Below are 20,856 nucleotides of genomic sequence, written 5' to 3' on the forward strand. Positions count from 1 at the left end.
CCGACCCCAAGCCCTACGTCTGGACCAAGACGGCGGACGAGATCCTCGAACGCCTCGCCTCATATCTAAACAGAATTCCTGACTCAGAAGACTAGTGCCTCGGACCCCTGGATGACCTCGTTGACCGCTTCGGTGGCGCCGATGTCCCCCACCCCGGCTGGCGAAGGCGCCCGGGGGCCCATGCCACCGCGAGTTCCAAGCGAGGCAGAAGCATTCGCCGGGTCCTTTAGTGCCAGACAGTAACGATGGTAGATTTCCGCACTTCGGCGCTGTTTTCCGAAGAGTAGTCGACAGTCCATGGCTCGGTCGAGGAGCGTGAGGGCTCACCAAGAGCGTCTCCCGCCCACGTATCGCGAGAGCCGGACTTGTGGCAACGCCAGTTGACGCGCATCCCGGCTACCGTTTCGGTGGCACCACCTGCGAAAACGCACCGCAAGATGCTGGATGGGCTGGTCGGGTCACGAATCTCCATGGCCCAGGGCAGTCCATTGGTAACCGTAGACTGAGGTGTTGCGGTAACAACAGGGTTGTCGATTACCGCGACGTCGTTGTCCCATGGACTTTGCAAACAAGCCGCGCTCGATCCTTCAGCCCAACACGGGTCGAAATGACTCTCGTCGGTGGTGCAGCGCAGTGCTTCGGGGTCGGATGAGTAGTACGAATTCATGGGGCAGCCCCCGGTCATCCGTTTTGCCACCGTGTACGGCTTTCGCAGCTTGCCTTCCTCGGTGAAGGGCCTGACGTACCTCTCCTCGGTGAGCGCCGGCTTCTCTGGTGGGCCCGTCCCAGAGCCGTCGTCACCGATCAGACCGGTGACCAGCGACACCACGACCCCTGTGACAACGGCGCCTACGAGCCCTGCAAGCCACACCCACAAGTGCTTCCACCACGGCGTAGACGTGCGCCCCGGCTCACGATCATTCTCCGGCGGAGGGGAGGTCTCCATGGAGTCAGCATCTATCCAAGGGGACTCCATGCGACGCATTCACCTCGACGTGTCCTCCCGACCTGCATCGGTGGGACCCGGACGACTCATACCGAACCAACGATGAATCTCCGACTCAGGTCACTAGCGACCCGGTGCCGGGGATGAGCAGGATGTTGTCCGAACGAGCCAGCAACCAGGCAAGCGCCACCTGCGGGACGGTGACGCCATGGCGGGCTGCCACCTCCGAGAGCCGGCGCCGTCGACTGCGAAGAGGTCCCGGCCGGGGCGCCGGTGCTGCCGCTGGACCGGGCGCTGGACGCAGCCGCGCAGCCGGGTGTCCGGCTGTGCTCGCTGTGCGGCGCGGCCGCCGAGCTTGACCCGGTCCTGAAGGGCTTCGACCACGGATTCGGGTGATGGTGCGCAGGGATCAGTGAGCGGTCCGTGACGCGATGAGCCGGTTGGTCAGCTCCACCGTTCCGAGGTACCACCAGAAGATCCAGTCCAGGAACGCTTCGTCGTAGTCACCGCGCTGGTCTGCCTTGCGGTGGCGCAGGTCGTAGCGGTTGGCGATCTCGAACAGCGCTCCCTCGTCCTTACCGAGCTGGTCTTTGAGCAGGGCGCGGCGTTCCTCGAGGATGCCCGCGAGGGTGACGATGGCCGACCGCTTGCTCTCCACCGTTGTGTCCCGTCCGCGGAACAGGGCGATCGCGTGGCGGACCCGGGTGGTGATGTCCGGGGCGCTGTCGTTGAGCGCCTGGTGCACCAGGGTGCTGCGGGCGTCGTCGGTGACGGCGACTAGGCGCCCGAGGTCCTCGCCTTCGGCAGCCAGCTCGTAGTCGATGCCGGCCTCGCGCAGCAGCTCGTTGACTTTGCCTCGGTACAGGATGCGGGCGGGGCCGTTGTGGAACTCCGAGTGGTGCCACCCACAGCTGTTCCAGGGGTGGAAGCGGCGGGTGCGGGGCCGGCTGACCAGGTCGTGGAAGACCTCGATCAGACCGAAGAAGGTGTCCTCGTCCCACGTCTCAGGGGCCAGCGGCCACAGGTCGGGGATGCCGAGTCGCCGTTCGATCACTTGCGAGGCGTCCGGCAGATCGTTGGGGTCGTCGACGCATTCCTCGCCGAAGACCTCCACCAGGTAGCCGTTGTCGGCGAAGTCGCTGATGATCCGGGCGAAGTCACGGCGGGTGTCGCGCGGGGTGCTGCCGTCGTGTGAGAGGCCGCGGCCTTGCCGTTGTGGCCAGTACGGTCGCGGATCGGCTGCATGGCGCAGTTCGGCTGCGCGGCTGACCAGCTCCGTCAGCCAGTCCCGCTTGTCCATCCCGCCCCGCTTCTCCCAGCCGGGGGTAGTGCTGGCCCAAGGGTCGTCCGAGGGCGCGGGGCGATTGGACAGGTCCTCGAAGTCGGCCACCGCTGTGGTGCCGGCCAGGGCCTCCGTCAGCAGCCATATCGTCTGCTCCTGCCATGAGGTGCTCGACGACCGAAGGACCCGCTCACCTTCGGACACGAACAGCGAGGTAGGCCAGCGGAGTTCGTAGTTGCTCAGATCCAGACTCACTGCGTCATCATGTCCCCTCCGGGCTTGAGGTACAGCACCCGTCCGTCAGCGCTCGTGGATCATCCGTCGCGCAGTGCTTCGAGCTCCGCCCGGGTCAGGGTGAAAGGAGGGGTGCGGCCCTTCCAGCCTTCTCCGGTGGCGTGGCGCAGGCCGGCCGACGGCCATGGTCCGTCGTAGCCGGGGGCGCGGTGAGTGATGTCGTCCAGGAGCAGGTCGATGAGTCTGGCCAGTGCCATCGGTCCGCCGCCGCTGTAGCCGTAGGTGTAACCGCCGCCGACCTGCGGCGCGAGAAACACCGTTCCGTCCTGGGTGGTCACCCACACCGAGCCGCGGCCGATGGTCAGCGCGGCGAGCGGTGAGTGCGCCGACAGCCGCTGCGGGGCGACGGTCTCGATCATCCCGTCGGTGGTGCGCACGGCGGGCATGTCGGTCACCGGGTCGATGAGGATGTCCTGCTCCCGTTCGTCGCCGAGGTAGGTGGCGAGCGCGGTACGAGGGCTGGGCTGCAGCCGGGACGCCCACTGCTCGGCCTGAGCGCAGGAGGACGGGTCCACAGTGACCTTGCATGAGCCGGGGAAGTACCGGGTGGCGCCCAGGACGTGTCCCAGGCGGGCGCATTCGACGGCGAGGAAGTCGGTGCGGTGCAGGATGCTCCTCCAGCCGTCACGCAGGACCTCCTCGGCGACTGGCTGCGGCGGGTGCGGCATGACGGGGCGGGCGGCCACCGCGATGCCGTCGCTGGCATCGACATAGTTGGTGATCTCCTTGTGTGCGGAGTCCGCGCAGATCCACAGGGCGCGCCGTGCGACCTCGAGCGCGGCCGCGGCCGCGTGGGAGTCGTCGCGTTCGTCCGCGGCCAGGCGCAGCAGCGGCGCCGGGTTCGGAGTGGCGACGGCCGGTACGTGCAAGGTTGGCGCGCCGGGCTTCCAGGCCATCATCAGCTCGGGGTCGCGCAGATTCGTATGCCAGTAGGGGGCGGGCATGCCGAGTACCCGTTCCAGGCGGTGCCAGGTGGTGCCGTAGTGCTTGTCCGGGCCGGCGGCGTCGATCGCCTCCAGGCTCGGTCCGTCGGGAGGGCTGTAGTCGGGTTCGACCACGGCCAGGGCCACGGCGTCATGGGCCAGCTCGTGCAGCAGGGCGAGGCCCGGGAACGTCATCCCCATCTCACCGCCCACCGCATGGGCGAGCACGACGATCCCGAACTCCGTCTCCCAGCGGTACAGCACCCAGCCCTGGCGCCGCTGCGCTCCCAGGAACTGGGACGGCCTGGTGGCCACCGCGTTCCACAACAGCCGCGTCGCGCTCCCGGAACGTTTGAACACCACGAACAGGGTCCCTCTCACTCCACCTGGTGATCGATACGAGGCACCATCCAAGCCGAGTCGGCCGTCGTGCGTGGTCAGATCCAGCGGAAAGCCGGTGCAGAGTCCCGGCATCACGATCATCCGAGCGTGCTTCTTGCTGGCCATCGCCCATATGGCGGCCGGAACTACCTGCGGATGAGGGTTCCAGGGTCGAAGCCGAGCGGGAATGGCTCCTCGATCCGGGCGGTGGTGCCTGCCAGGAATTCGTGGTCGGTGTAGGGGCCGCCCTGGCGGCGGCCGACCAGGAGCTGCGGGGCAGGGTCCAGCTCGATGCGCCGGTAATGCTCGATGCCGGCGGCCGCGTACAGCGCGGGCTTGAGTTTGCGGTCGGTGACCCGGGTCGAGGGCGAGGCGATTTCCACCACGGCCAGCACGTCGTGCGCGGAGACGGCCACACCTGCTTCCTCGGCGGCCGCGGCGTCGACGATCGCCAGGTCCGGGATGAGCAGCCCGTCGAGGACGATGACGTTGATCCCCTCGAAGATTTCCACGTTCGCGCCGGTGGCTGCGGCGGCCTGCTCCAGGAGGTTGTGCAGCCGGTGTGAGGCGCGCTGGTGCGCCAGCCCGGGGGCGGGGCCCATCATCAGCTGCCCTCCGACCAGCTCGACGCGCTGCGTGCTGTCCTCGGGCAGGGCCAGGACTTCGTACAGTGTCCAAGGCCCGACGTGGCAGTGCGCGACACTCACGGTCCTTTCACCTCCTCCGGGGACGGTCCCAGTGTGACCCGCCACCGGGGCCACTGTCTTCCTTGGCCCGGCCTTCCGTCCTTCTTCAGGCGGCCATAACCGGGTGCCACGGTCAGGCAGAGGGGCGCCGCCTGGTGCCGCCGCCGCTGCCGTTCAGCGGGATCAGGTTCTCCAGGTGAGCGCCCTTGACCCAGGAGCCCAGCAAATCGCGGTGCAGGGCCACGATGTCCTGGCGCAGCGCCAGGCCCAGCGCGTCCTTCGTGAACGCGCGGCAGGTGGTGACGAACAAGGCGACGTCCGCGCCGTGCTCGAGACGGGCGGTGCCGACGAATTTCTGCATGTCCTGCGAGGACACGCTCCGGTGCGCCGCATACTTTTTGCACTGTATGACCAGCTTGCGGCCGTCGGCCAGGTAGCCGACGACATCCGCGCCCAGGTCGCCGCTCTTGCCGCTGACGACGACCTTCGTGCAGCCGTCCCGCCGGCACAGGTCGGCGACGTACGTCTCGAATTCCTGCCACGACAACGCGTCGACCTCGGCCATCGACAACTCCCGCGCACGGGCCTCCTCCCGCGCCCGCCACGCGCGGTCCTGGCTGACCGTGCGACGGTGCGCCCGCAGCAGCGCCCAGCCGGCCCCGCCCGCCAAGGCCGCGGCGAGCACGGCCACCAGGACGGGCCACACCACCGACCAGTTCCCGGCCACCCACACCGCGGCGGCCACTGCCACCACCGCACCCCAGCCCTGCAACTGCCTGCGCGTGCTCTTCTTCAAGCGCCGGCGCCGTCGACGTGCTGCCATCACTCCCCCACTCCCCCAACCCGTGACCGCGCGGTGTGGGCCGGCTGGCGCCGACCGGCCCTTGCGTGTGCGGGGGCTCATCGGCCGGCCTGCGCGACGCCGCTCACGAGCTGACCCAGGACGTCCGCGATTCCCTGACCGACCGGGGTGGGAGCGAGCAGGACGCCCAGCGCCAGGACGATGACGGCAGTGGTCCTCTCCTCGTTTCGGCTGCGGGCCTGCGTACGGCGCCGCAACCGGAAGAAGACGATGACCGCGAGCAGCACGGCCACGTTGATGGTCACCAACCGTCCAGACCTCCCCCAACGACCGGCCCTCACGTCGGGACGGCAGTGCGCCACCCCAGCCTTCTTGTGTAGCGGTGCCTTGGTGATGTTGGTGGCGGGTTGCCGACGAATGGCACAAAGCCATCGGACCTGGCCGAATACCGTTCCAGGGTGGCGAGCGAGGCGACTTCACCGGTCGGAGCCGTCGTGCCGCGTACGGTGGGTTCGCCGCGTCCGTGCACGTTCAGTGCCGGGAAGGGGCGGTGGCTATCAGGGACGTAGGTCGGGGGACGCAGGCCGCGCGGTGAGCGAGCGGGTGTCGGGGCGCCGGTGGCCGGTGCGTCTGGAAGCCGCCGGCTGGGGCAGCGGCAGCGGTCGTGCCCGACGTCTTGGACTGTGCTGTCGGGTTTCACCAGTGGGACGACATCCTGGAGCGGCACGTGCCGCCTTGACTGCGGGCCCGGCGGGGCTGCGGCCGGCAAGCGGGACACGCTCAGGGGCGGAGGCTGGGACGCCGAACGTGCGCGCCCTGCACGCGCTGCCGCGATGTGTTCCTTACGCCGTAAGGCACCGCCTGGGATGGAGCCGGCCAGCTGGACGCGGTATGCCAACTGGGGGAAACGTCGGTGTCCGTCCGTGCGCCGGGTCTGTTGAAGGCAGGGGCCGTGACGCGGTGATGGGGCTGCACACCGCCGTCTCCTCCATGCCCGTACTCATCCCGCGCTTTTGACCGTAGCGCCCTCACATGGCCCGGGGCAGTGCATGAAGGCGAGGCGACTTCAAGGATCGCGCCCGCTCGGGCCCGGGTGCACCGTACGGTCGTTCCACGGATCGCGACCAGGCAGTGACGCCCGGTCAGTCGTGGGAGGGGATACGAGGATGGTCAACGCCCGTACATACCCGCTGTGGCGGGATCTCGCGATGAGCGAGGACCTCCCTAGGGAAGCCCTCAAGACAGTGATCGGGGCCTTGTGTGCCCCGGCGGCGACGCCGGACGGCTTCGACGACCAGGCCGACCGGTGGCGGGAGGAAGCCCTCAAGGCCGCGCTACCTGCGCTGCTGGCCCGGACCTCTGCCAAGCGGCTGCGCGGCCGGCTCCTGGTGCACGCCGATGAGAAGACGCTGGCCGCCCTGGCGGCCGACGGCACCGTGACCGCCGCCGACGTGCCCGCCATCCTGCGGCACCGCCGGGCCTGGGCCGGGCTGCTCTCCGCTCTGGCACGGCACCCCGACCAGGTCGAGGCGGCCATCGCGCTCCTGCCCCGCCTGTCCGACCATGAGGTGGAGCAGGTCGTCCGGGACTGGGACCCCGACCGCTACACCCGCACCAAGGGCGCCGCGCCGGCCCCGCCCGTGCCGCCGGAACTGTTCAACGCCGTCCTGGAAGCCTGCCTCACCCCGCTCGCCGCGTACCTGCTTCACCCGGAGCCCGAAGAGGGCTGGGAGGCGGTGTCCGCGTTCTCGAAGGACTGGTCGCTGGAGCTGGGCGGCCGCGCCGGCTGGGCGATGCTGGCCCGGTGTCCTGAGCGGTGGGCGCAGCTCACCGCGCACCCCGTGTTCGGGGCGGCTGTCCAGCACCTGCTGCTGGACCAGGCCGAGACGCAGGCCCTCGAGGACGCCCGGTATCGCGCCGCCGACCCGGATGGCGAGGAACTGCCCGCCGACCCGGCTCCCGCCCTTAGCGAGGATCTGCTGCTCGCCTGCCTTCCGGCCTTGTGCCTGCCCGAACTGGCCGACCTGCCCAACCCGCAGGTGACCGCCCGCCGGACCCTGCACCACATCGCAAACCGCGTCCGCAACAACCCGCGCCTGGCCGACCTCGCCGCCGACCAGCTGCACGCGGCCGCCGACGCTCTCGTCACCCGCGGCCGGCTGCTCAGCTGGTCCGACAAGCAGGAGGGCGACTACGAGTTCGACGGCCGCGTCCTGCGTCTCGCCGAGGACCTGGCCCTCCTCAGCGCCAATCCCGACCACCTCGCCGGGGCCTGTGCCCAGCTCGCCCGGCTGGATCAGCCGGCCGTCGTCTCCCCCACGCCGAGCCGGACTTTGATCCGCGTCCTTGACAACGTCGATCCGGACCACGACCGCCCGGCCCGGTTCCTGGAACGCCACTCCGAGCATCGCCGGGTCCAGGCCCTGACCGTCCTCGCGGCCAATCCGCACACCCCGCACGCCGCCGTCGCGGACGTCCTGGGCGGGCTGCACCCGGCCGAACTGGCCTGGATCGCCGAGAAGGCCGGCGGCCCCGACTGGTTCCTGGCCGCGGCGGCCGCCGTCCCGGTGCCCGAAGACGAGGACGACGGTGTGGTGCGGCTGGTGGACGACGAGGAACTCGGCAAGCACCCCGACCCCGCAGCCGTCCTGCAGTCCTGGCTCGACTCCCCCGCCGCCGGTGAGATCCTCTCCCGCTCCGAGGTCTACCGCGCCGTGGTGAAGTCCCGCTACCGCACCCTGGAGCACCTGCGTCAGATCCCCGCCGACGAGGTCCTCGCCCGCCACGAGCCCGAAGTCGCCCTGACGATCCTGCTGGAGCACTGCGGGCGCAGCCCGCAGCGGTGGGAGGCCCTCGCCGCGGCCATGACCTTCGACTACGACGACGAGAAGATCACCTTCGGTCAGCTCCTCGACTCCCTGGAGGTCATGCCCGCGAAAGTGCAGACGCCCTGATACTCGGCGGCACCGTCTGGCCAGCTCGCAGCTTCGGCGAATTGACGACCGCGACTAGCCAGGGCATCAGTACGCTATGGCTTCCGCAGCAGTGCGAGAGAGCAGGTGCCATGCCGACGCCCGGCTCCGGCGCTTCGGCTTGGGGAACGATCAACGCAGCGGGCTGCTGCTTGCTTTCGCGATCATCGCTGGGATCTCGCGGGCAACGGTCGGACGGCAAGTTCGGCCTGCTGATCCGCCCACGGGGTGCGTTGGCCGCCACCATGCGGGGTTAGACAAAGACGACGCGGACGACGGTAACGGTCATTACGGCGGCGCTGACGTAGTAGCGGACGACGACCCCACTGATGGTGGCTTCGCGCCGGTCGCTGTCATCTTTGACCGGCGTGGAGTGATGTCCGTACGGATCGGAAGCCAAGCGCTGCATTCCGGCGTCGAAGGCGATCCGTAATGTCTGGGGCATCGCGCGGCGTGCCTGGTCGGCGGGCGGGGCGTACTGGAGGCGGTAGCGGCTCACGCTACCTCCGAGCCGGGAGTGGCTTCGATGGCGCCAATGTCCTCGCCGCAGGCCAGGCGCTCGAAGAGGACGTCATCCTCGTTGTCGGCGCCGGTACCGACGAGCGCCCATCGGACCAGGGCTGCGGGAAGCTCGGCTGCGGGAACATGCTCGATCTCACGGTCGAACTCAGCTGCCTGGCCTGCGTCCATCGTGGCGCGGATGGCTGCGATGGTGCCGGGAAGCTCCACGAGTTTTCCGTCGATGACGGTTTTGAGGGTGGCGTCCACGGTGGCCTCCTTCTTACCTCGTACAGTACGCCAGCCTGCACAGGCCGAGGTGCGCACCACCCGAACCGGTGCCCGACGCGCTCACCAGCCCAGCCCGTCACCACCCGAGCGATCGCGGCCTCGCAGGGTTCGTGCCTGAAGCGGAGAAGGCTCATGTACGTGGGGTCAATGAGTACCGATCCCGGGATCGGTACTCATTGACCCCACGTACATGAGCTCTTGCCCTCGGGTGCCGTTCAGGTTGCGCGGCGCAGGGGGACGACAACATGCTCGCCGGTGCTCTTCGCGCTGAGCCGGTAGTAACTGATGTGTGCGAGCCGCTCGGATTCCTCGAGCCATCCGGCCTTCACGACTTGGCGCCGGGTGCGCGAGAACACGGTGGGGGACATGCCGACGAGCTCGGCGAGGTTGGCGCCGGTCTCGATGACGGCGCCGGCGCGGTCGGTGGGGTGCATGGCGTAGAGCATGACGACCAGGCGTTGGTTGGCGGTCATGCCGGCGGTGCGGTGGAGGATGTCCAGGAGCTTTCGCTTGTCGTCGTTGTTCACTGGGCCTCCCACCGTGAAGCGGTCGTGTTGTCGAAGCCGGGGATGTCCGGCGGGTTGCAGGTCTTGATCGCTTCCCGTTGCTCGATCCCGGTCCCGTGAAAGGCAATGTAGGGGCTGATCCGGTAGAGCCTGTAGTTACCGATCCGCCCGCGCTCGATCAGGATGCGCCGCTTGAGCAGCTTCCGGTTGATCTTGCCGACAGCGTCGGCGGTCATCCCGACCTTCCTTGCGATGTCCGCGCCGGTAGCCCTCAACGGTGCCATGCCCTGGGGAGAGACGCCGATCCACCAGAGCACCAGGTACTTCTGGCTCGGGGTGAATTCCTTGCTCTCCGTGATCGCTGCGACTCTCGCCTTGTCGACCTGGATGTGCTCACCGGAGAAGGCGTAGGGCGCATACGGGATGGCCTCGCCCGTGTCCGCGTCAACGAGTCTGCGTACTGCTCCCAATGGGCCCTCCAAAGCGGGCATTGCCTCACCGTGCATGAACGGCGACCTCAGGCCGACCAGATGAACTTAACGTACATGAGCACGGAGTTCATGAACTCCGCCTCCAGGGCGTGTCACTCAACCCGGCATCGCCCCATCCCTCCTCCGTGTGGCGGGGACGTAGCGGACACTGATGAACCTGACGTCAATCTGGTCAGATCCTGCAGCCGCAGTCACGGTTTCCACGACATGGGCACCAGGGCTCCACGAACTGCCTGCCCCGCTCTTCAAAACCGGGTGCACGGTGGTGGGGACTGGGTGCCAGATCGTCAGATCCTGAGGAAGACGGACATTCTTGCAGGTCAGGGTACTTTTGATGCCTGCGCTCTCTTCAGCATTAGGACAGGCCACTGCCTGCGACGGGCCCACCCCACACACCATGTCCCGCGAAGGCAGTCGCGCGAGGCATCGCTCAGTGCCCCCGCGGCGCGCTCACCACCGCACTCCCTACCCACTGGTCGACAAAAAGCCTCGCCCACTCGCCCCGTCCTCAGCCGACGAAAGCCCGCCACGACGCGACCGCAGCCGACGACATACCCGCCACGTGTGCCTCCGTCAGCCCACACCGGCCTTCGCCACGCTGCTCCTTAACTCCCCCAACAGGCCGCGGTCGCCCGATTACCTGAGCGCCCCGTCGGTGCACCGGAGGCCCCCAGGGGCCGAGGATGTACCGACCCGTAGGCGCGAAGAGCCGACCCCTACACGACACCACCAGCTTGCTGACCGTGCAGTAGAGGGGGGAAGCCGGCCAGGAGCCTGTTGTCGATTCTTGTAAGCGCGGGCGGCAGCCAGGCCCGCGAAGGTGCCCCCCGTCCTTCGCCCCACCACAGGTATCTGGTCGGTGGGATAGAAGCATTTATCGCTGGTGAGGGCCAAAGGGTGACGTGCGGTACCGCTGCGGCGCTGCCCTCGTGCTTGCTCCGCACATGGTCTTGCCGGGTTCCACGCTGTGCTTCACCATCTGTGATCAGGCGGACACTGCGAAGTCGGGGGTGGGGATGTCGTCAGGGACGGGTGGGGACTACTGGGCGGACAAGGCGCTGCCCAGCGTGTTCAAGCACGATCTGCTCAAGCGGTATCTGCCGCAGTTCGGCGGGATGACGGGCACGCAGTCGCACGACAAGCGCGTGGTCTATCTGGACGGGTACGCGGGCGAAGGCCGCTACGAGAACGGTGAGCCGGCGTCCGCGGAGATTGCGCTGAGAGTCGCCTCGTACTTGCGCGCCAAGCCCGGACTGACGCTGGAGTGCTACTTCTCGGAGCCTCAGGCGAAGTCGTTCGACCGGTTACACGAGGTCGTCCAGCAGTACCTGGCTCGCGGGGTCCGGGCGCATGCCCACCGCGGCGAGGTGGACGGCGTCCTTGACCAGGTCGTCGAGCGGGCGGTGCGGGAGCCGCTGTTTCTGTTCCTGGATCCGTGTGGGCTGGCTCTGCCGCAGGACCGGCTCGTGGAGGTGCTTGCGCGCAAGCGGCCACACAAGCGGCCAGCGACGGAGCTGCTGATGAACTTCAGCATGATGGCTGTTTGGCGTCTGGGCGGGCACGTCCGCTCTCCGAAGGGCAACGAGAGGTCGCTGCAGCGGTTCGACGACGTGTGCGGCGGGACATGGTGGCGCGAGTACTTCGCCGACGCTGTGGCCTCCCGAGGCAAGGACGGCGCCGCGGAGGATGCGATCGAGGCGGTGGCGGCCGAGTACGCCCGGCGTCTGGAGCGGCGTACCGGGATGCTCGTGCAGTCGGTGCCGGTGTCGCACTCGCCGCGGAAGCGGGCCGTGTACCGGCTGGTGTTCGCCACCCGCAGCCCGTACGGCTTGTGGGTGTTCGGCGACACCGTCGCCCGTGCCCGGGCGACATGGTGGGAGACGCTGGAGACGCGAGAGGAGGCTGACGACGCGTTGTTCTCGCTGGCCTCGGTTACGCGTCCGGACCCACAGGAGGTCGAGACGAAGGCAGTGCCGGAGATCGCCGAGAACCTGGCGAAGCTGCTGGCGCGGACGCGTCGGCCGGTGAAGCTGGTCGACCACACCCTGGAGGTCTTCGGGTCTTTCTACGGACAGGTCACCGAACCAGTAGTGCGCAAGGCTGTACGACTCCTGCACGAGCAGGGAAAGACGCCGAGCGATGGAGTGGGCGTGAAGAAGATCCGGGAGATCACCCTCTACCCCGGAAACCTCGCAGCCTGACGTTGTGGCAGGGCCTGATGACCCTGCCACAACCGTTCGGTCCCATTAGGCGGCGACGGGCAACGGCATCTGGTCCCAGGTCTGGCCCTCAAGAAGGCGGCCGCCGGCCTTAGGCGTCCGGCCGCCCCATTGTTTGAAGAAGAAGGCGACGCCAGCGTCTTGGCAGGCGTCGCGGATCTGGGTGACCCAGGCCGGGTCGATGGGCCGGTGGCCAGGGCCGGACTCGCCGCCGGCAATCACCCAGTGGATGCCGTTCAGGTTCAGACCGGGCAGCGGGCCCAGCAGCGGCTCGCAGGACAGAAACCGCACGGCTGCCGGCACGCCCCGCAGGTCGTCGATGCGGACCAATTCCTTCTCCGTCTCGACAGAGACGCCCATCCACAAGTTGTCCGGCCACTCCAGCCGCGGGGCGACCTGGCGCAGGCGCCGGGCGCGTTTGGTGAGGACCTGGTAGGTGTGCTGCGGGGTGTCGGCGATGACCTGGAAGACCTGCCGGACGTAGGCGAGCGGCACCCGGGCATGGAACAGGTCGGACATCGAATTGACGAACACCGTCCGCGGGCTCTTCCACCCGTAGGGCACGTCCAGGGCGTCCGGGTGCAACGTCACGTCGAAGCCCGGCCCAGAGGTGCGGGGATCCCCGTCATTCTGGTACTTCGCGGCGCCCATGGCCTTCAGGCGCTTGGCCAGGGTCAGGGCGTAACAGTTGTCGCATCCTGAGGAGACGCGGTCGCAGCCGGTCGTCGGGTTCCAGGTCGCCTCGGTCCACTCGATGGCGCTGCGGTCGCTCACCGGTCTTCTCCTGCCCTCGCGCGCACGGCCGCCCCGTCCCGGACGGTTGCGGTGTGCTGCCTAACGATGCCCGCCGAGTCGGGACACCCGGGCCAGTACGCCGGCATCGGCATCCACTCGATCGCAATTTGTAACCTCACGTGTCGAACCTCCGTTCAGGAACCTAGCGTTGTGATCGGGTCTGGTCGACCGGGGGTGCTGTCCTCGATTGGGTGGTGCGCTGTACGGATCGGTGCCTCACCCGGCATGGCGCAGGGCGGGAGACGTGGCTGGCACCGGCCGTCCGGCCCGCTCGGCGCGGGCACGCAGGATCGCGGCGATGCGGACGGTTTCGGCGGCCTGGCGCTGCTGGGCACGGACGTCCTCGAGCGACGTCGGCGCTTCGTCCTCTTGATCGTCCTCGGGGTCGGGGAAGACGGTGGCGGCGAGGTCGCGGCGGACCTGTTCCTGGCGCGTCACGGCGGCGGCGAGGGCGGGGTCCTGCTGGAACGGCGTCCACACCTCGTGGTGGGCGGCGAGCGTACGCCGGAAGCCCTCGGAGGCGGTCTCACGTGTCCTGACCGGCCCGGCGGGTGCGGGCGCCGTACCGGTGGCGGGCGCGGGGGCCAGGGTGGCGGGGAGCGTGCCTGGCTGCCGGACCCGGATCGTGCGAACGGCGGCCGCGCTCGCCTGCTCGTTGGCGGCGGTGATGATCCGGGGTGTCATCAGGCGCAGCTGTGTGGCGTAGGCGGGCGAGTCGGGGAGCAGGTCGAGCTGCCCGGTCTCCGGGTCGAAGGCGACGCCGGTGGTGTGTGCGGCCAGCTTGGGGGCGACAGAGGTGGCGATGTCGGGCCAGCGGTCCACGATGCTGCCGCCGGCGGCCGGGACGTCCCAGCCCCGGTCGGCCAGCAGACTCTGGAAGGCGCCGGCCAGTCCGACCGGGGCACGCCCGTGGAAGGCCGACTTCGGTCGCTCCTCGCGCGTACGGCCGGGACTGGTGCTGATGGTTCTTCTACTGCCGGTACTACGGTCGCTCCTCGCCCGTACGTCCGGGACACTTCCTGACCTGCGGCGTTAGGGCCGCTTTGCCGTTTCGTGTCCTGGGTCGTTGAGGGTGAAGAGCGTCAGTGGATCGCTCCGCTGAGGTGGCACCGGCCGGGGTGGGCCGGTGTCTTCCCGTTTCATCGCCTCCTGCCGCCCGGCCCGTGGGCTGGGTGGTCTTGCGGGGGCTCGGCGGGCGTTTTGCGTCTCCCCTTTACCGGGGGCGACGGGTGGTGCGTCTGCCTGGACGGCGTGCTGGGCGATGTTCCGGGCGGCGTTGAGGTCCCGGTCGATTGTCAGCCCGCAGTCGGGGCAGTGGAACGTCCTGTCGGCGAGCGTGAGGCGTGGGTTTTGCCATCCGCAGGCCGAGCAGGTCTTGCTGGAGGGGAACCAGCGGTCCAGGACCGCCAGCTTGGATCCGTACCAGCTCATTTTGTAGGTGAGCTGGCGGCGGAACTCGCCTGGGGAGGCGTCGAGGACGGCCCGGTTCAGGCCGGCTTTCTGCCGCACCCGCCGCCCGGGCGCTTGAAGGGTGCCGCGGGCGCTCGCCGTCATCCCGGCGACGTTGAGGTCCTCGACGGCGACGACGGCGAACCCGGTGGCGAGCCGCTTGGTGAGCGCGTGCAGCGCGCCTTCGCGCCGTACGGCGACCTCGTGGTGCAGTCGGGCGACCCGTCGCCGTGCCTTCTCCCGGCGGCTCGAGCCCTTCTCGGTCCGGGCAAGAGCCCGCTGCGCCTTCACCAGGCGGTGCTCGACGCGGGCGAGGTGGCGCGGGTTCGCGATCAGGGCACTGGCCGGAACGTCGGGGTCGAGGGGCTGGGAGAGGGCTGCGAGGGTTTTGACGCCGAGGTCGACGCCGACGGTCCCGCGGTCGCGCTGTCGGCGCGACGGCCGCTCGGGGATGGTCATGGTGAGCTTGCACAGCACGGAGGCGTACCAGCGGTGTCCGGCCCGGGAGATAGTCACGGACTGTACGATCGCCTGCCCGCGCTCGACGAGCCGGCCCAGGCGTTTGCCGGACTCGTGCAGCCGCACCTCGCCGATCTTCGGCAAGCGCAGCCGCCGATACGTCGCCAGGCGGATGCCCGGCTTCTTCACGTCGTGGTGAAGGCGGAAGGAGTCGCGTGAGCGACCCTTCTTCTTGAACCGCGGGTAGCCGACCTTCCGCCCGGCCCGGGCGCCGCGCAGGGAGTCGAGCCAGTTCTGCCACGCCCGGTCCGCGTCGATGAACGCCGACTGGAACGCGTACGTGTTGACCTCATGCCACCACGGACACGGCCGCTCCGGCCCCGCCACCCCCTCCGGCAACCGGCCATCAATCCGGGAATCACCCTTGACCTCGTTCAACCGCTTCTGAATCGCCGGCTTCGACGGCACCGGCACCTTCACCCGCCGCCGCGCCTCCACCTCCGGCGCACCCTGCTCGACGAGCTCAGCCACTTCGGCGCGCCACCGCTGATGCGCGGACACCTTCGCCGCGAGCGCGTAGTTGAACGCCCACCGCGCGGCACCCGCATGTCGGGCCAGCACCTCGGCCTGCGAGGGGGTCGGGTCCAGCGCGAACTTGAACGCCCGAAGCACCTCCTGCTCCACCAACCCACCTCCCCGGCCTTGACCTGGCAACCCATCAACTAGCCCAGGACCGTACAGGCCACCACTGACAATGACCTCTAACCTGCGCGTATAGCCGTGTGCCCGAGCGGCGCCCACTCGGGTACGTTCCGGCCGACGCGCTCGGTGACCACTCATGCCGTCCTACCCCACGACCGGAGCGAGGTCTCGGGGGACAGCGTTCCCACTCGTTCGGCGCGGGCCCGGCGCAGGGCGGCTGCCTCGGTCGCCGCGGTTTGGCGGCGGCGCTGTACGCGGGCCTGCTCGATCGGGGCCGGCGCATCGTCCGGGACGACGTCGGGCTCGGGAAACGCGCGGCGGGACAGCTCGCGCAGCGCGGTGTTCTGCCGCTCCATCGCCTGGGCGATGGCCGGGTCCACGCGGGACAGCGGCGCCGCCTGACGGTGTGCCTCGATCGCGCGGCGGTAGCCGTCAGACGGAGCGGAGCGGCGCGCGGGGACGGTGGGCAGGGGCGATGGCGGGGCCGGATCGGCGGCCGCCGTGGCGGGGCCGGCCTTCCCGAGGCCGGGCGGCAGGACGCGCAGGGCGCGGACGTTCGCGCCGGGCACCTTGGCGTTGGCCGCCGCGATCAGCTTCGGTGCGCTCCAGCGCAGCTTCGTGCCGTACGCCGGGGCGTCGGGGACGACGTCCAGGCGGCCGGTGTCCGCGTCGAATGCCACGGCCTGGACGTGCCCAGTGAGCTCGGGCGCGGCCGCGGAGAGGGTGGCCTCCCACTGGGCGATGACGCTGCCGCCGGCGGTCGGGGCGACCATGCCGCGCTCGGTCATCATCATGCCGATCGCCGCACCGAGCCCGAGCGGTTCACGGCCGTCGCGGCGTACGACGGTGCCGGTGCGCCGCTTCGTCTTCGCCGTACGGGTGGCGCCGTTCTTCTTCGCCGCCTCCCGGGCCGCGACCAGGGCTTGGCGCGCGAGGTCGACGCCGCTCAGCTCGGTGCTCACGCGATCACCGCCCCTGCCGCCTCGCCGTCCAGCGTGCGCGCGGCGAGCTCGTGCAGCCGGTCCGTCCACGGCGCGGCCGCGGCCTGCTCGGTGCGCGCCGCCAGCTGCTCGCGCAGCTGCTCCAGCCGGGTCGCCAGCAAGCACTCGGCAGTGCGCTCCCGGGCGGAGTCGGCGGCCTTCGTCGCCGCCGCGACGGCGTCCGCGCCGGTGGGGTTGTGCTTGAACCAGTGGCGGCCCTGCTCGGTCTTGTACGCCCGCCGGACCTCCGCTTTGGCCTCCTCGGTCCGACCCAGCATCGCCAGGGCGTACTGCCGGTGCTCCTGGACGGCCTGCTGTGCGGTCTGGAGCGCGGCGAATGCGTACGCGTCCTCAGCTGCCTTCGGATTGGCTTCCAGGGCGGCCACGTCGGTGATCTGCAGGAAGTCCTGCCATTCGGTGGCAATGCTCTGACCGATGGTCGTGCGGACTTCGGCGGTGGCGGCCGCGACACTGGCCGGGTCGTCCAGGTCGGCGGACCAGGTGGCTGCGACCAGTCCGGCCTCCACGATCAGGGCCTCGGTCCGACGCCGGTAGCCGCATGCCTCGCACAGCCCGGCCGACCGCTGGAGCCCGCAGTCTTCACACGGCAGGGCCTGACGGACCGCGTCAGCGGCGGCCGCGGCCTGCCGCTCGCGCTCCGCCTGCTCCTGGGCAGCCGCACGGTCCGCATCCCGGCGGGCCTGCTCCGCGCGGGCCTGCTCACGGCGCCACACGAAGTCCTCCGCCTCGATGGCCGCCTGCTCGCGCAGCCGCTCCTCGAGGACCCGGCGGCGCTCGCCCTCGCTCAGACCGGGCAGTTCCCGGTCGACCTCCGCCGCGATCCGAGCGCGGCGGGCCCGGCGGATGTGGATCACGTTGCCGCAGTTCTCGCACTCCCCGTCGGTGTCCAGCCGGATCCCGTCATCGCACCGGCGGTCCGAGCACGCCTGACGCTGCACCAGGCCACGCCGGATAAGCCACGGGTACGGCTTGTCGACCATGGCCTCGCCACCGGTCTCCTTCAGCCGGTCGGTGAGCCGGTCGGCCAGCAGCCGCGGCGCGGCCTCCGGCTGCTCCAGCATGCCCGCCAGCCGCTTCACCTCCGCCTTGACCGCAGCCTCGACCTGGTCCTGCTGCCAACCACTCAGCCGCTCCCACAGCCCGGAGACCGGCCCCAGAGCCACCCGCAGACCAAGATCAGCCGGAAGGCCCACCCTCCGCTGCTGCTGCGCCTTTTCCCAACCCACGGCCTTCGGCCGGCCACCGGCACCAGCCCCGGCAGCACGCTGCCCATCCTGCTCATCGACCGGGGACTCCTTCGGCTGTTCCCCGCGAAGCGGGCCGCCCTCAGCCACCGGCGACGTCGAACCGGCAGCGGCGTCCTCGCCGTCGGCGGCCTGGTCCTCGCCCGCGCCCGCGCGCTCCGGCCGACGGCCTTCACCCCCACGGCCTTCGCCGGAAAAACCACAATCAAGCTGCGGAGGAACTACAGGAGTAACCACATAAGCGTGGACTGCGTGGAGCTCTGCACCATCGGGACGCTCCTGAACCGCCGCATCCCCGGTGCCCTCAACACCGCCGATCCCAGACGTACCAAGGGCGGCAGCCTCATCGGCCTGACCATGATCTCCGACTGCACTATCGGGACGCACCGAAAATGAGGGCTTGGGCTCCTGAACGGCCTCCAGGAAGCGGGGGCGGCGGCCGTAGGCGTGGGCGACCGGCAGGAACATGACCCTGCCCTTGCCGCGCATACGCGTCGCCGTGTCCCGGTGCTCCCGCGCCACGACACCGGCCTCCGTCAGCCGCGCCAAGACCTTCCGGGCCCCCGACGGCGAGCAGCCCAGCAGCCGGGCCAGCGTCGCTGCCCCGCGCCCCTCCTTCGCCTTCACCGACCCGCCGCACAGCTGCAGCCAGCCCGACGCCCGCGTGTTCAGCACCATCAGCAGCAGCCCGAGCCGGTCGGTTGCCGCGCCCTTGCCCGTACGGCCGGCCAGCAGCCCCGGCGGCGTCGGCTCCTTGTCCTCCGGCGTCCAGCCGGGCCCGAACAGCGCCTCGATGAGGTGCAGCAGCGTCGCCAGCTCCGCCTTCGACAGCGCCAGAGGGTGCGCGGCTCCGCCGTTCTTGCGGGCGTTCCACAGCGGCATGACGAGGCAGTCCAGCCCGGTCGGGTGCCCCTTCGCGTCCCGTACCACCTGCGTGTGCAGCCCGTCGGACGCACGCAGCGGCACCAGCACCCGGCGGTTGACCGTGGACTCGCCCACGCCCATCCACCGGCCCAGCTCCGCAACCCAGATCGACGTCTGGTTGTCGTTCTTCGCACCCTTCGGCGCCCGCGACTTCGCGTACAGCACCACGGCCGCCAACTTCGCCACGTCCGACTGCCCGGCGATCGACGGGTCCGCCAGCAGCGCCTGGACCGCGGCGAGCAACCGCAGCCGCATCGCGCGACCAAGGCGCAGCGGGTCGTCCAAGCCGCCGTCACCCGGCTTGCCGAAGGCCTGCACCGACCGCAGCGCGGCCCGCTGCCGCGGAAGGATTGCAGAGTCGTTCCCACGGTCGTTGGCCGGGTCGGGCTGCATCGCGACGCGCGTCGCCCTCGACATCACAGGGACGCACCCCCGTCCACGCAGCACACCGAGGTGAACGGGAACCTGCTGCCGAACCGATCGTTGTGCGGGACATGGCAGCCAAGAAGAAGGACCCTGCAGCCCGCCGAGCCCGAGAGTCCGCCCGGAGAGCGGCCGCCACACAGCGGATCGGCCCCCGCCCCGTTCGAACTCCCCGCCCCCGACAGCCCAAGACCCTGTACGACATGAAGCCGCCCGGCGTCTTCTACGAGGACTGGGAACGCCCGGTCGGCTCCGACAACGAGGTGATGAGCACAATCGCCACAGCATTCGGGCCTGAGTCGGGCGAAGCCCGCACCATGCAGCTCCTTTTGGACTACCGCCGCATCTACGGGCCGTACATCCCGCTTGGCGCCGCAGGCCATCTCGACCTGATTCTCGAGGACACCAGCCTGGCCACTGACCTGGCCCAGTCCATGGGCTCCGCACAGACCGAGGCCCGCGACACTCTGCACTCCCTCCACGCGCAGGGACTGCTCCTGATCGCTGACGACGGCTCCCTGTGGACGACCGTGCCTCCAGGCACACCACTCTCGGCCACTGACGGCCAGTGGACCTTCGTGGAAATGAAAGCGGACGCACCCGCCGACTGAACGACGCACCGCCAGTGGCCGCGGCTGGAAACGGCGCGCGCGCCGTTGGCGCTGCCGGGCATAGGAACTGCTCGTCTGAGTCATGGGGCAGGTGTACGCGTCAGAGCGGACACCCCCCTGGGGGGCGAAGCGAGGGCTGGGTACAGCGGCGCGAGAAGTGATCACCTCGGCAGCCTGGACCGGCCGCCCTGTGGACAGAGACCGTCGAGCCCCGATTGCCCCCAGCGCTCCCGCACGGCGGGCAGAAACCTCGGATCGCGTCCCGCCACACGGGACGACCCCCTCGATGACGACCCCGACGGAGCTGTTGCGGACGCGGGCGGACACTGACCGGACAGACCCGGCCGGGTTGTGGCTTCCTGCAGGAAGACCCTCTTCCTGACCAAAAGGCGCGAAGGGGGGGATCGCGGACGTCTGTTCCGTCACTTGAAACGCGCGAACCACGCGAATCGCACCGAAACGGACGGCGCTCGACTTTTCAGGGGACACCAGATCGGGCACTATGGCGAAGACACCAACTCTCATATGCGAGCCGGACCGCCCCGTGCGAACGGGATAGTCAGCGAGTGGATGGAGGCCCCGCTTCTTCGTGAAGCGAGGCGGGTGACACCAAGGGCAGTGGGGCGACCTCCTCTCCTTGGGTCTGCAGAGCCCCTGTGGTGGGGGCCCTGTGTGACACGCACAGCGGGTGCTGCGCGGCTGTGGTGGCCGTGGTTAGTGGCCTGGTGGTGCGATGGGTATCTGGCTCGATGAGCCGAAGCTCAGGACCGGGGTGAGACCGGGACTGAGCGTTGACCTGGACAGTGAGTCCGGTCAGGACGAGGCCGGCGCGGCCGAGCGGATGGTTAGTCCGCCGAAGCAGCGCGGCCATGGCGGTTACGTCACGCCGACCCCCTCGACAACAGAGGCGGAGTCGGCGTGCCCGCACACCTGCAGGGTGGAAGCGATCACGGCTGT

Annotated in this window: 17 protein-coding genes and 2 pseudogenes; 4 read left to right on the plus strand and 15 right to left on the minus strand. The window is 69.6% G+C overall.

The features are described 5' to 3' along the window. Positions 1-1,070: 1,070 nt before the first annotated feature. Positions 1,071-1,181, minus strand: a pseudogene (locus AB0H53_RS21290) (aldo/keto reductase); the annotation flags it as partial. A 2-nt stretch (positions 1,182-1,183) separates the two neighbouring features. On the opposite strand from AB0H53_RS21290, the pseudogene AB0H53_RS21295 reads away from it, so the two are divergent. Beyond that, positions 1,184-1,342, plus strand: a pseudogene (locus tag AB0H53_RS21295) (DUF6233 domain-containing protein); the annotation flags it as partial. 13 nt (positions 1,343-1,355) lie between these two features. Here the strand turns inward: AB0H53_RS21295 and AB0H53_RS21300 are convergent. From AB0H53_RS21300 to AB0H53_RS21320, 5 genes are all read right to left on the minus strand, one after another. Beyond that, the gene (locus AB0H53_RS21300; RefSeq protein ID WP_362115447.1) at positions 1,356-2,483 is read right to left on the minus strand and encodes a hypothetical protein; all 1,128 of its coding nucleotides are present in this window, start codon (positions 2,481-2,483) and stop codon (positions 1,356-1,358) included. A 59-nt stretch (positions 2,484-2,542) separates the two neighbouring features. After that, on the minus strand, positions 2,543-3,805 hold the full coding sequence (locus tag AB0H53_RS21305) for a hypothetical protein (protein WP_362115450.1): 1,263 nt from the start codon (positions 3,803-3,805) through the stop codon (positions 2,543-2,545). A 167-nt stretch (positions 3,806-3,972) separates the two neighbouring features. Then, positions 3,973-4,533, minus strand: coding sequence for a Uma2 family endonuclease (locus AB0H53_RS21310; protein WP_362115453.1), 561 nt, complete (start codon positions 4,531-4,533; stop codon positions 3,973-3,975). A 112-nt stretch (positions 4,534-4,645) separates the two neighbouring features. Next, positions 4,646-5,335: a restriction endonuclease gene (locus AB0H53_RS21315; RefSeq protein WP_362115456.1), complete on the minus strand. Its 690-nt coding sequence runs from the start codon at positions 5,333-5,335 to the stop codon at positions 4,646-4,648. Positions 5,336-5,412: 77 nt separating this feature from the next. Next, positions 5,413-5,622 (minus strand): hypothetical protein, encoded by a 210-nt coding sequence (locus AB0H53_RS21320; RefSeq protein WP_362115459.1) that lies wholly within the window; start codon positions 5,620-5,622, stop codon positions 5,413-5,415. 900 nt (positions 5,623-6,522) lie between these two features. On the opposite strand from AB0H53_RS21320, the gene AB0H53_RS21325 reads away from it, so the two are divergent. After that, positions 6,523-8,268, plus strand: coding sequence for a hypothetical protein (locus AB0H53_RS21325; RefSeq protein WP_362115462.1), 1,746 nt, complete (start codon positions 6,523-6,525; stop codon positions 8,266-8,268). A gap of 271 nt (positions 8,269-8,539) precedes the next feature. On the opposite strand, the gene AB0H53_RS21330 is transcribed toward AB0H53_RS21325, so the two are convergent. The 4 genes from AB0H53_RS21330 to AB0H53_RS21345 form a co-directional block, all read right to left on the minus strand. Further along, entirely contained in the window at positions 8,540-8,731 is a 192-nt protein-coding gene (locus AB0H53_RS21330) for a hypothetical protein (RefSeq protein WP_362115681.1), read from the minus strand. A 50-nt stretch (positions 8,732-8,781) separates the two neighbouring features. Beyond that, positions 8,782-9,054, minus strand: a complete 273-nt coding sequence (locus AB0H53_RS21335) for a hypothetical protein (RefSeq protein WP_362115465.1) — start codon at positions 9,052-9,054, stop codon at positions 8,782-8,784. A 236-nt stretch (positions 9,055-9,290) separates the two neighbouring features. Continuing rightward, on the minus strand, positions 9,291-9,602 hold the full coding sequence (locus AB0H53_RS21340) for a replication initiation protein, RepL2 (RefSeq protein ID WP_362115468.1): 312 nt from the start codon (positions 9,600-9,602) through the stop codon (positions 9,291-9,293). After that, a complete protein-coding gene (locus AB0H53_RS21345) occupies positions 9,599-10,051 on the minus strand; it encodes a MarR family transcriptional regulator (RefSeq protein WP_362115684.1) in 453 nt (150 codons plus the stop codon). The genes AB0H53_RS21340 and AB0H53_RS21345 overlap by 4 nt, the downstream gene beginning before the upstream one ends. Before the next feature lie 1,088 nt (positions 10,052-11,139). Here AB0H53_RS21345 and tcmP point away from each other — a divergent pair. Continuing rightward, positions 11,140-12,273, plus strand: a complete 1,134-nt coding sequence (gene tcmP, locus AB0H53_RS21350; RefSeq protein WP_362115471.1) for a three-Cys-motif partner protein TcmP — start codon at positions 11,140-11,142, stop codon at positions 12,271-12,273. A 45-nt stretch (positions 12,274-12,318) separates the two neighbouring features. On the opposite strand, the gene AB0H53_RS21355 is transcribed toward tcmP, so the two are convergent. The 5 genes from AB0H53_RS21355 to AB0H53_RS21375 all read right to left on the minus strand — a co-directional run bounded on the left by AB0H53_RS21355 (position 12,319) and on the right by AB0H53_RS21375 (position 19,258). Further along, the gene (locus AB0H53_RS21355) at positions 12,319-13,065 is read right to left on the minus strand and encodes a phage Gp37/Gp68 family protein (RefSeq protein ID WP_362115474.1); all 747 of its coding nucleotides are present in this window, start codon (positions 13,063-13,065) and stop codon (positions 12,319-12,321) included. 237 nt (positions 13,066-13,302) lie between these two features. Continuing rightward, positions 13,303-14,049, minus strand: coding sequence for a DUF721 domain-containing protein (locus AB0H53_RS21360; RefSeq protein WP_362115687.1), 747 nt, complete (start codon positions 14,047-14,049; stop codon positions 13,303-13,305). Between the two features lie 69 nt (positions 14,050-14,118). Then, positions 14,119-15,678 (minus strand): RNA-guided endonuclease TnpB family protein, encoded by a 1,560-nt coding sequence (locus tag AB0H53_RS21365; RefSeq protein ID WP_362115477.1) that lies wholly within the window; start codon positions 15,676-15,678, stop codon positions 14,119-14,121. 152 nt (positions 15,679-15,830) lie between these two features. Further along, a complete protein-coding gene (locus tag AB0H53_RS21370) occupies positions 15,831-16,658 on the minus strand; it encodes a DUF721 domain-containing protein (protein WP_362115480.1) in 828 nt (275 codons plus the stop codon). Beyond that, positions 16,655-19,258, minus strand: coding sequence for a hypothetical protein (locus AB0H53_RS21375; RefSeq protein WP_362115483.1), 2,604 nt, complete (start codon positions 19,256-19,258; stop codon positions 16,655-16,657). The genes AB0H53_RS21370 and AB0H53_RS21375 overlap by 4 nt, the downstream gene beginning before the upstream one ends. A 233-nt stretch (positions 19,259-19,491) precedes the next feature. On the opposite strand from AB0H53_RS21375, the gene AB0H53_RS21380 reads away from it, so the two are divergent. Next, the gene (locus AB0H53_RS21380; protein ID WP_362115486.1) at positions 19,492-19,899 is read left to right on the plus strand and encodes a hypothetical protein; all 408 of its coding nucleotides are present in this window, start codon (positions 19,492-19,494) and stop codon (positions 19,897-19,899) included. The last annotated feature ends 957 nt before the right edge of the window (positions 19,900-20,856 follow it).

It is taken from the genome of Streptomyces sp. NPDC050856 (assembly GCF_040653855.1).
In the GTDB taxonomy this organism is placed as follows: domain Bacteria; phylum Actinomycetota; class Actinomycetes; order Streptomycetales; family Streptomycetaceae; genus Streptomyces.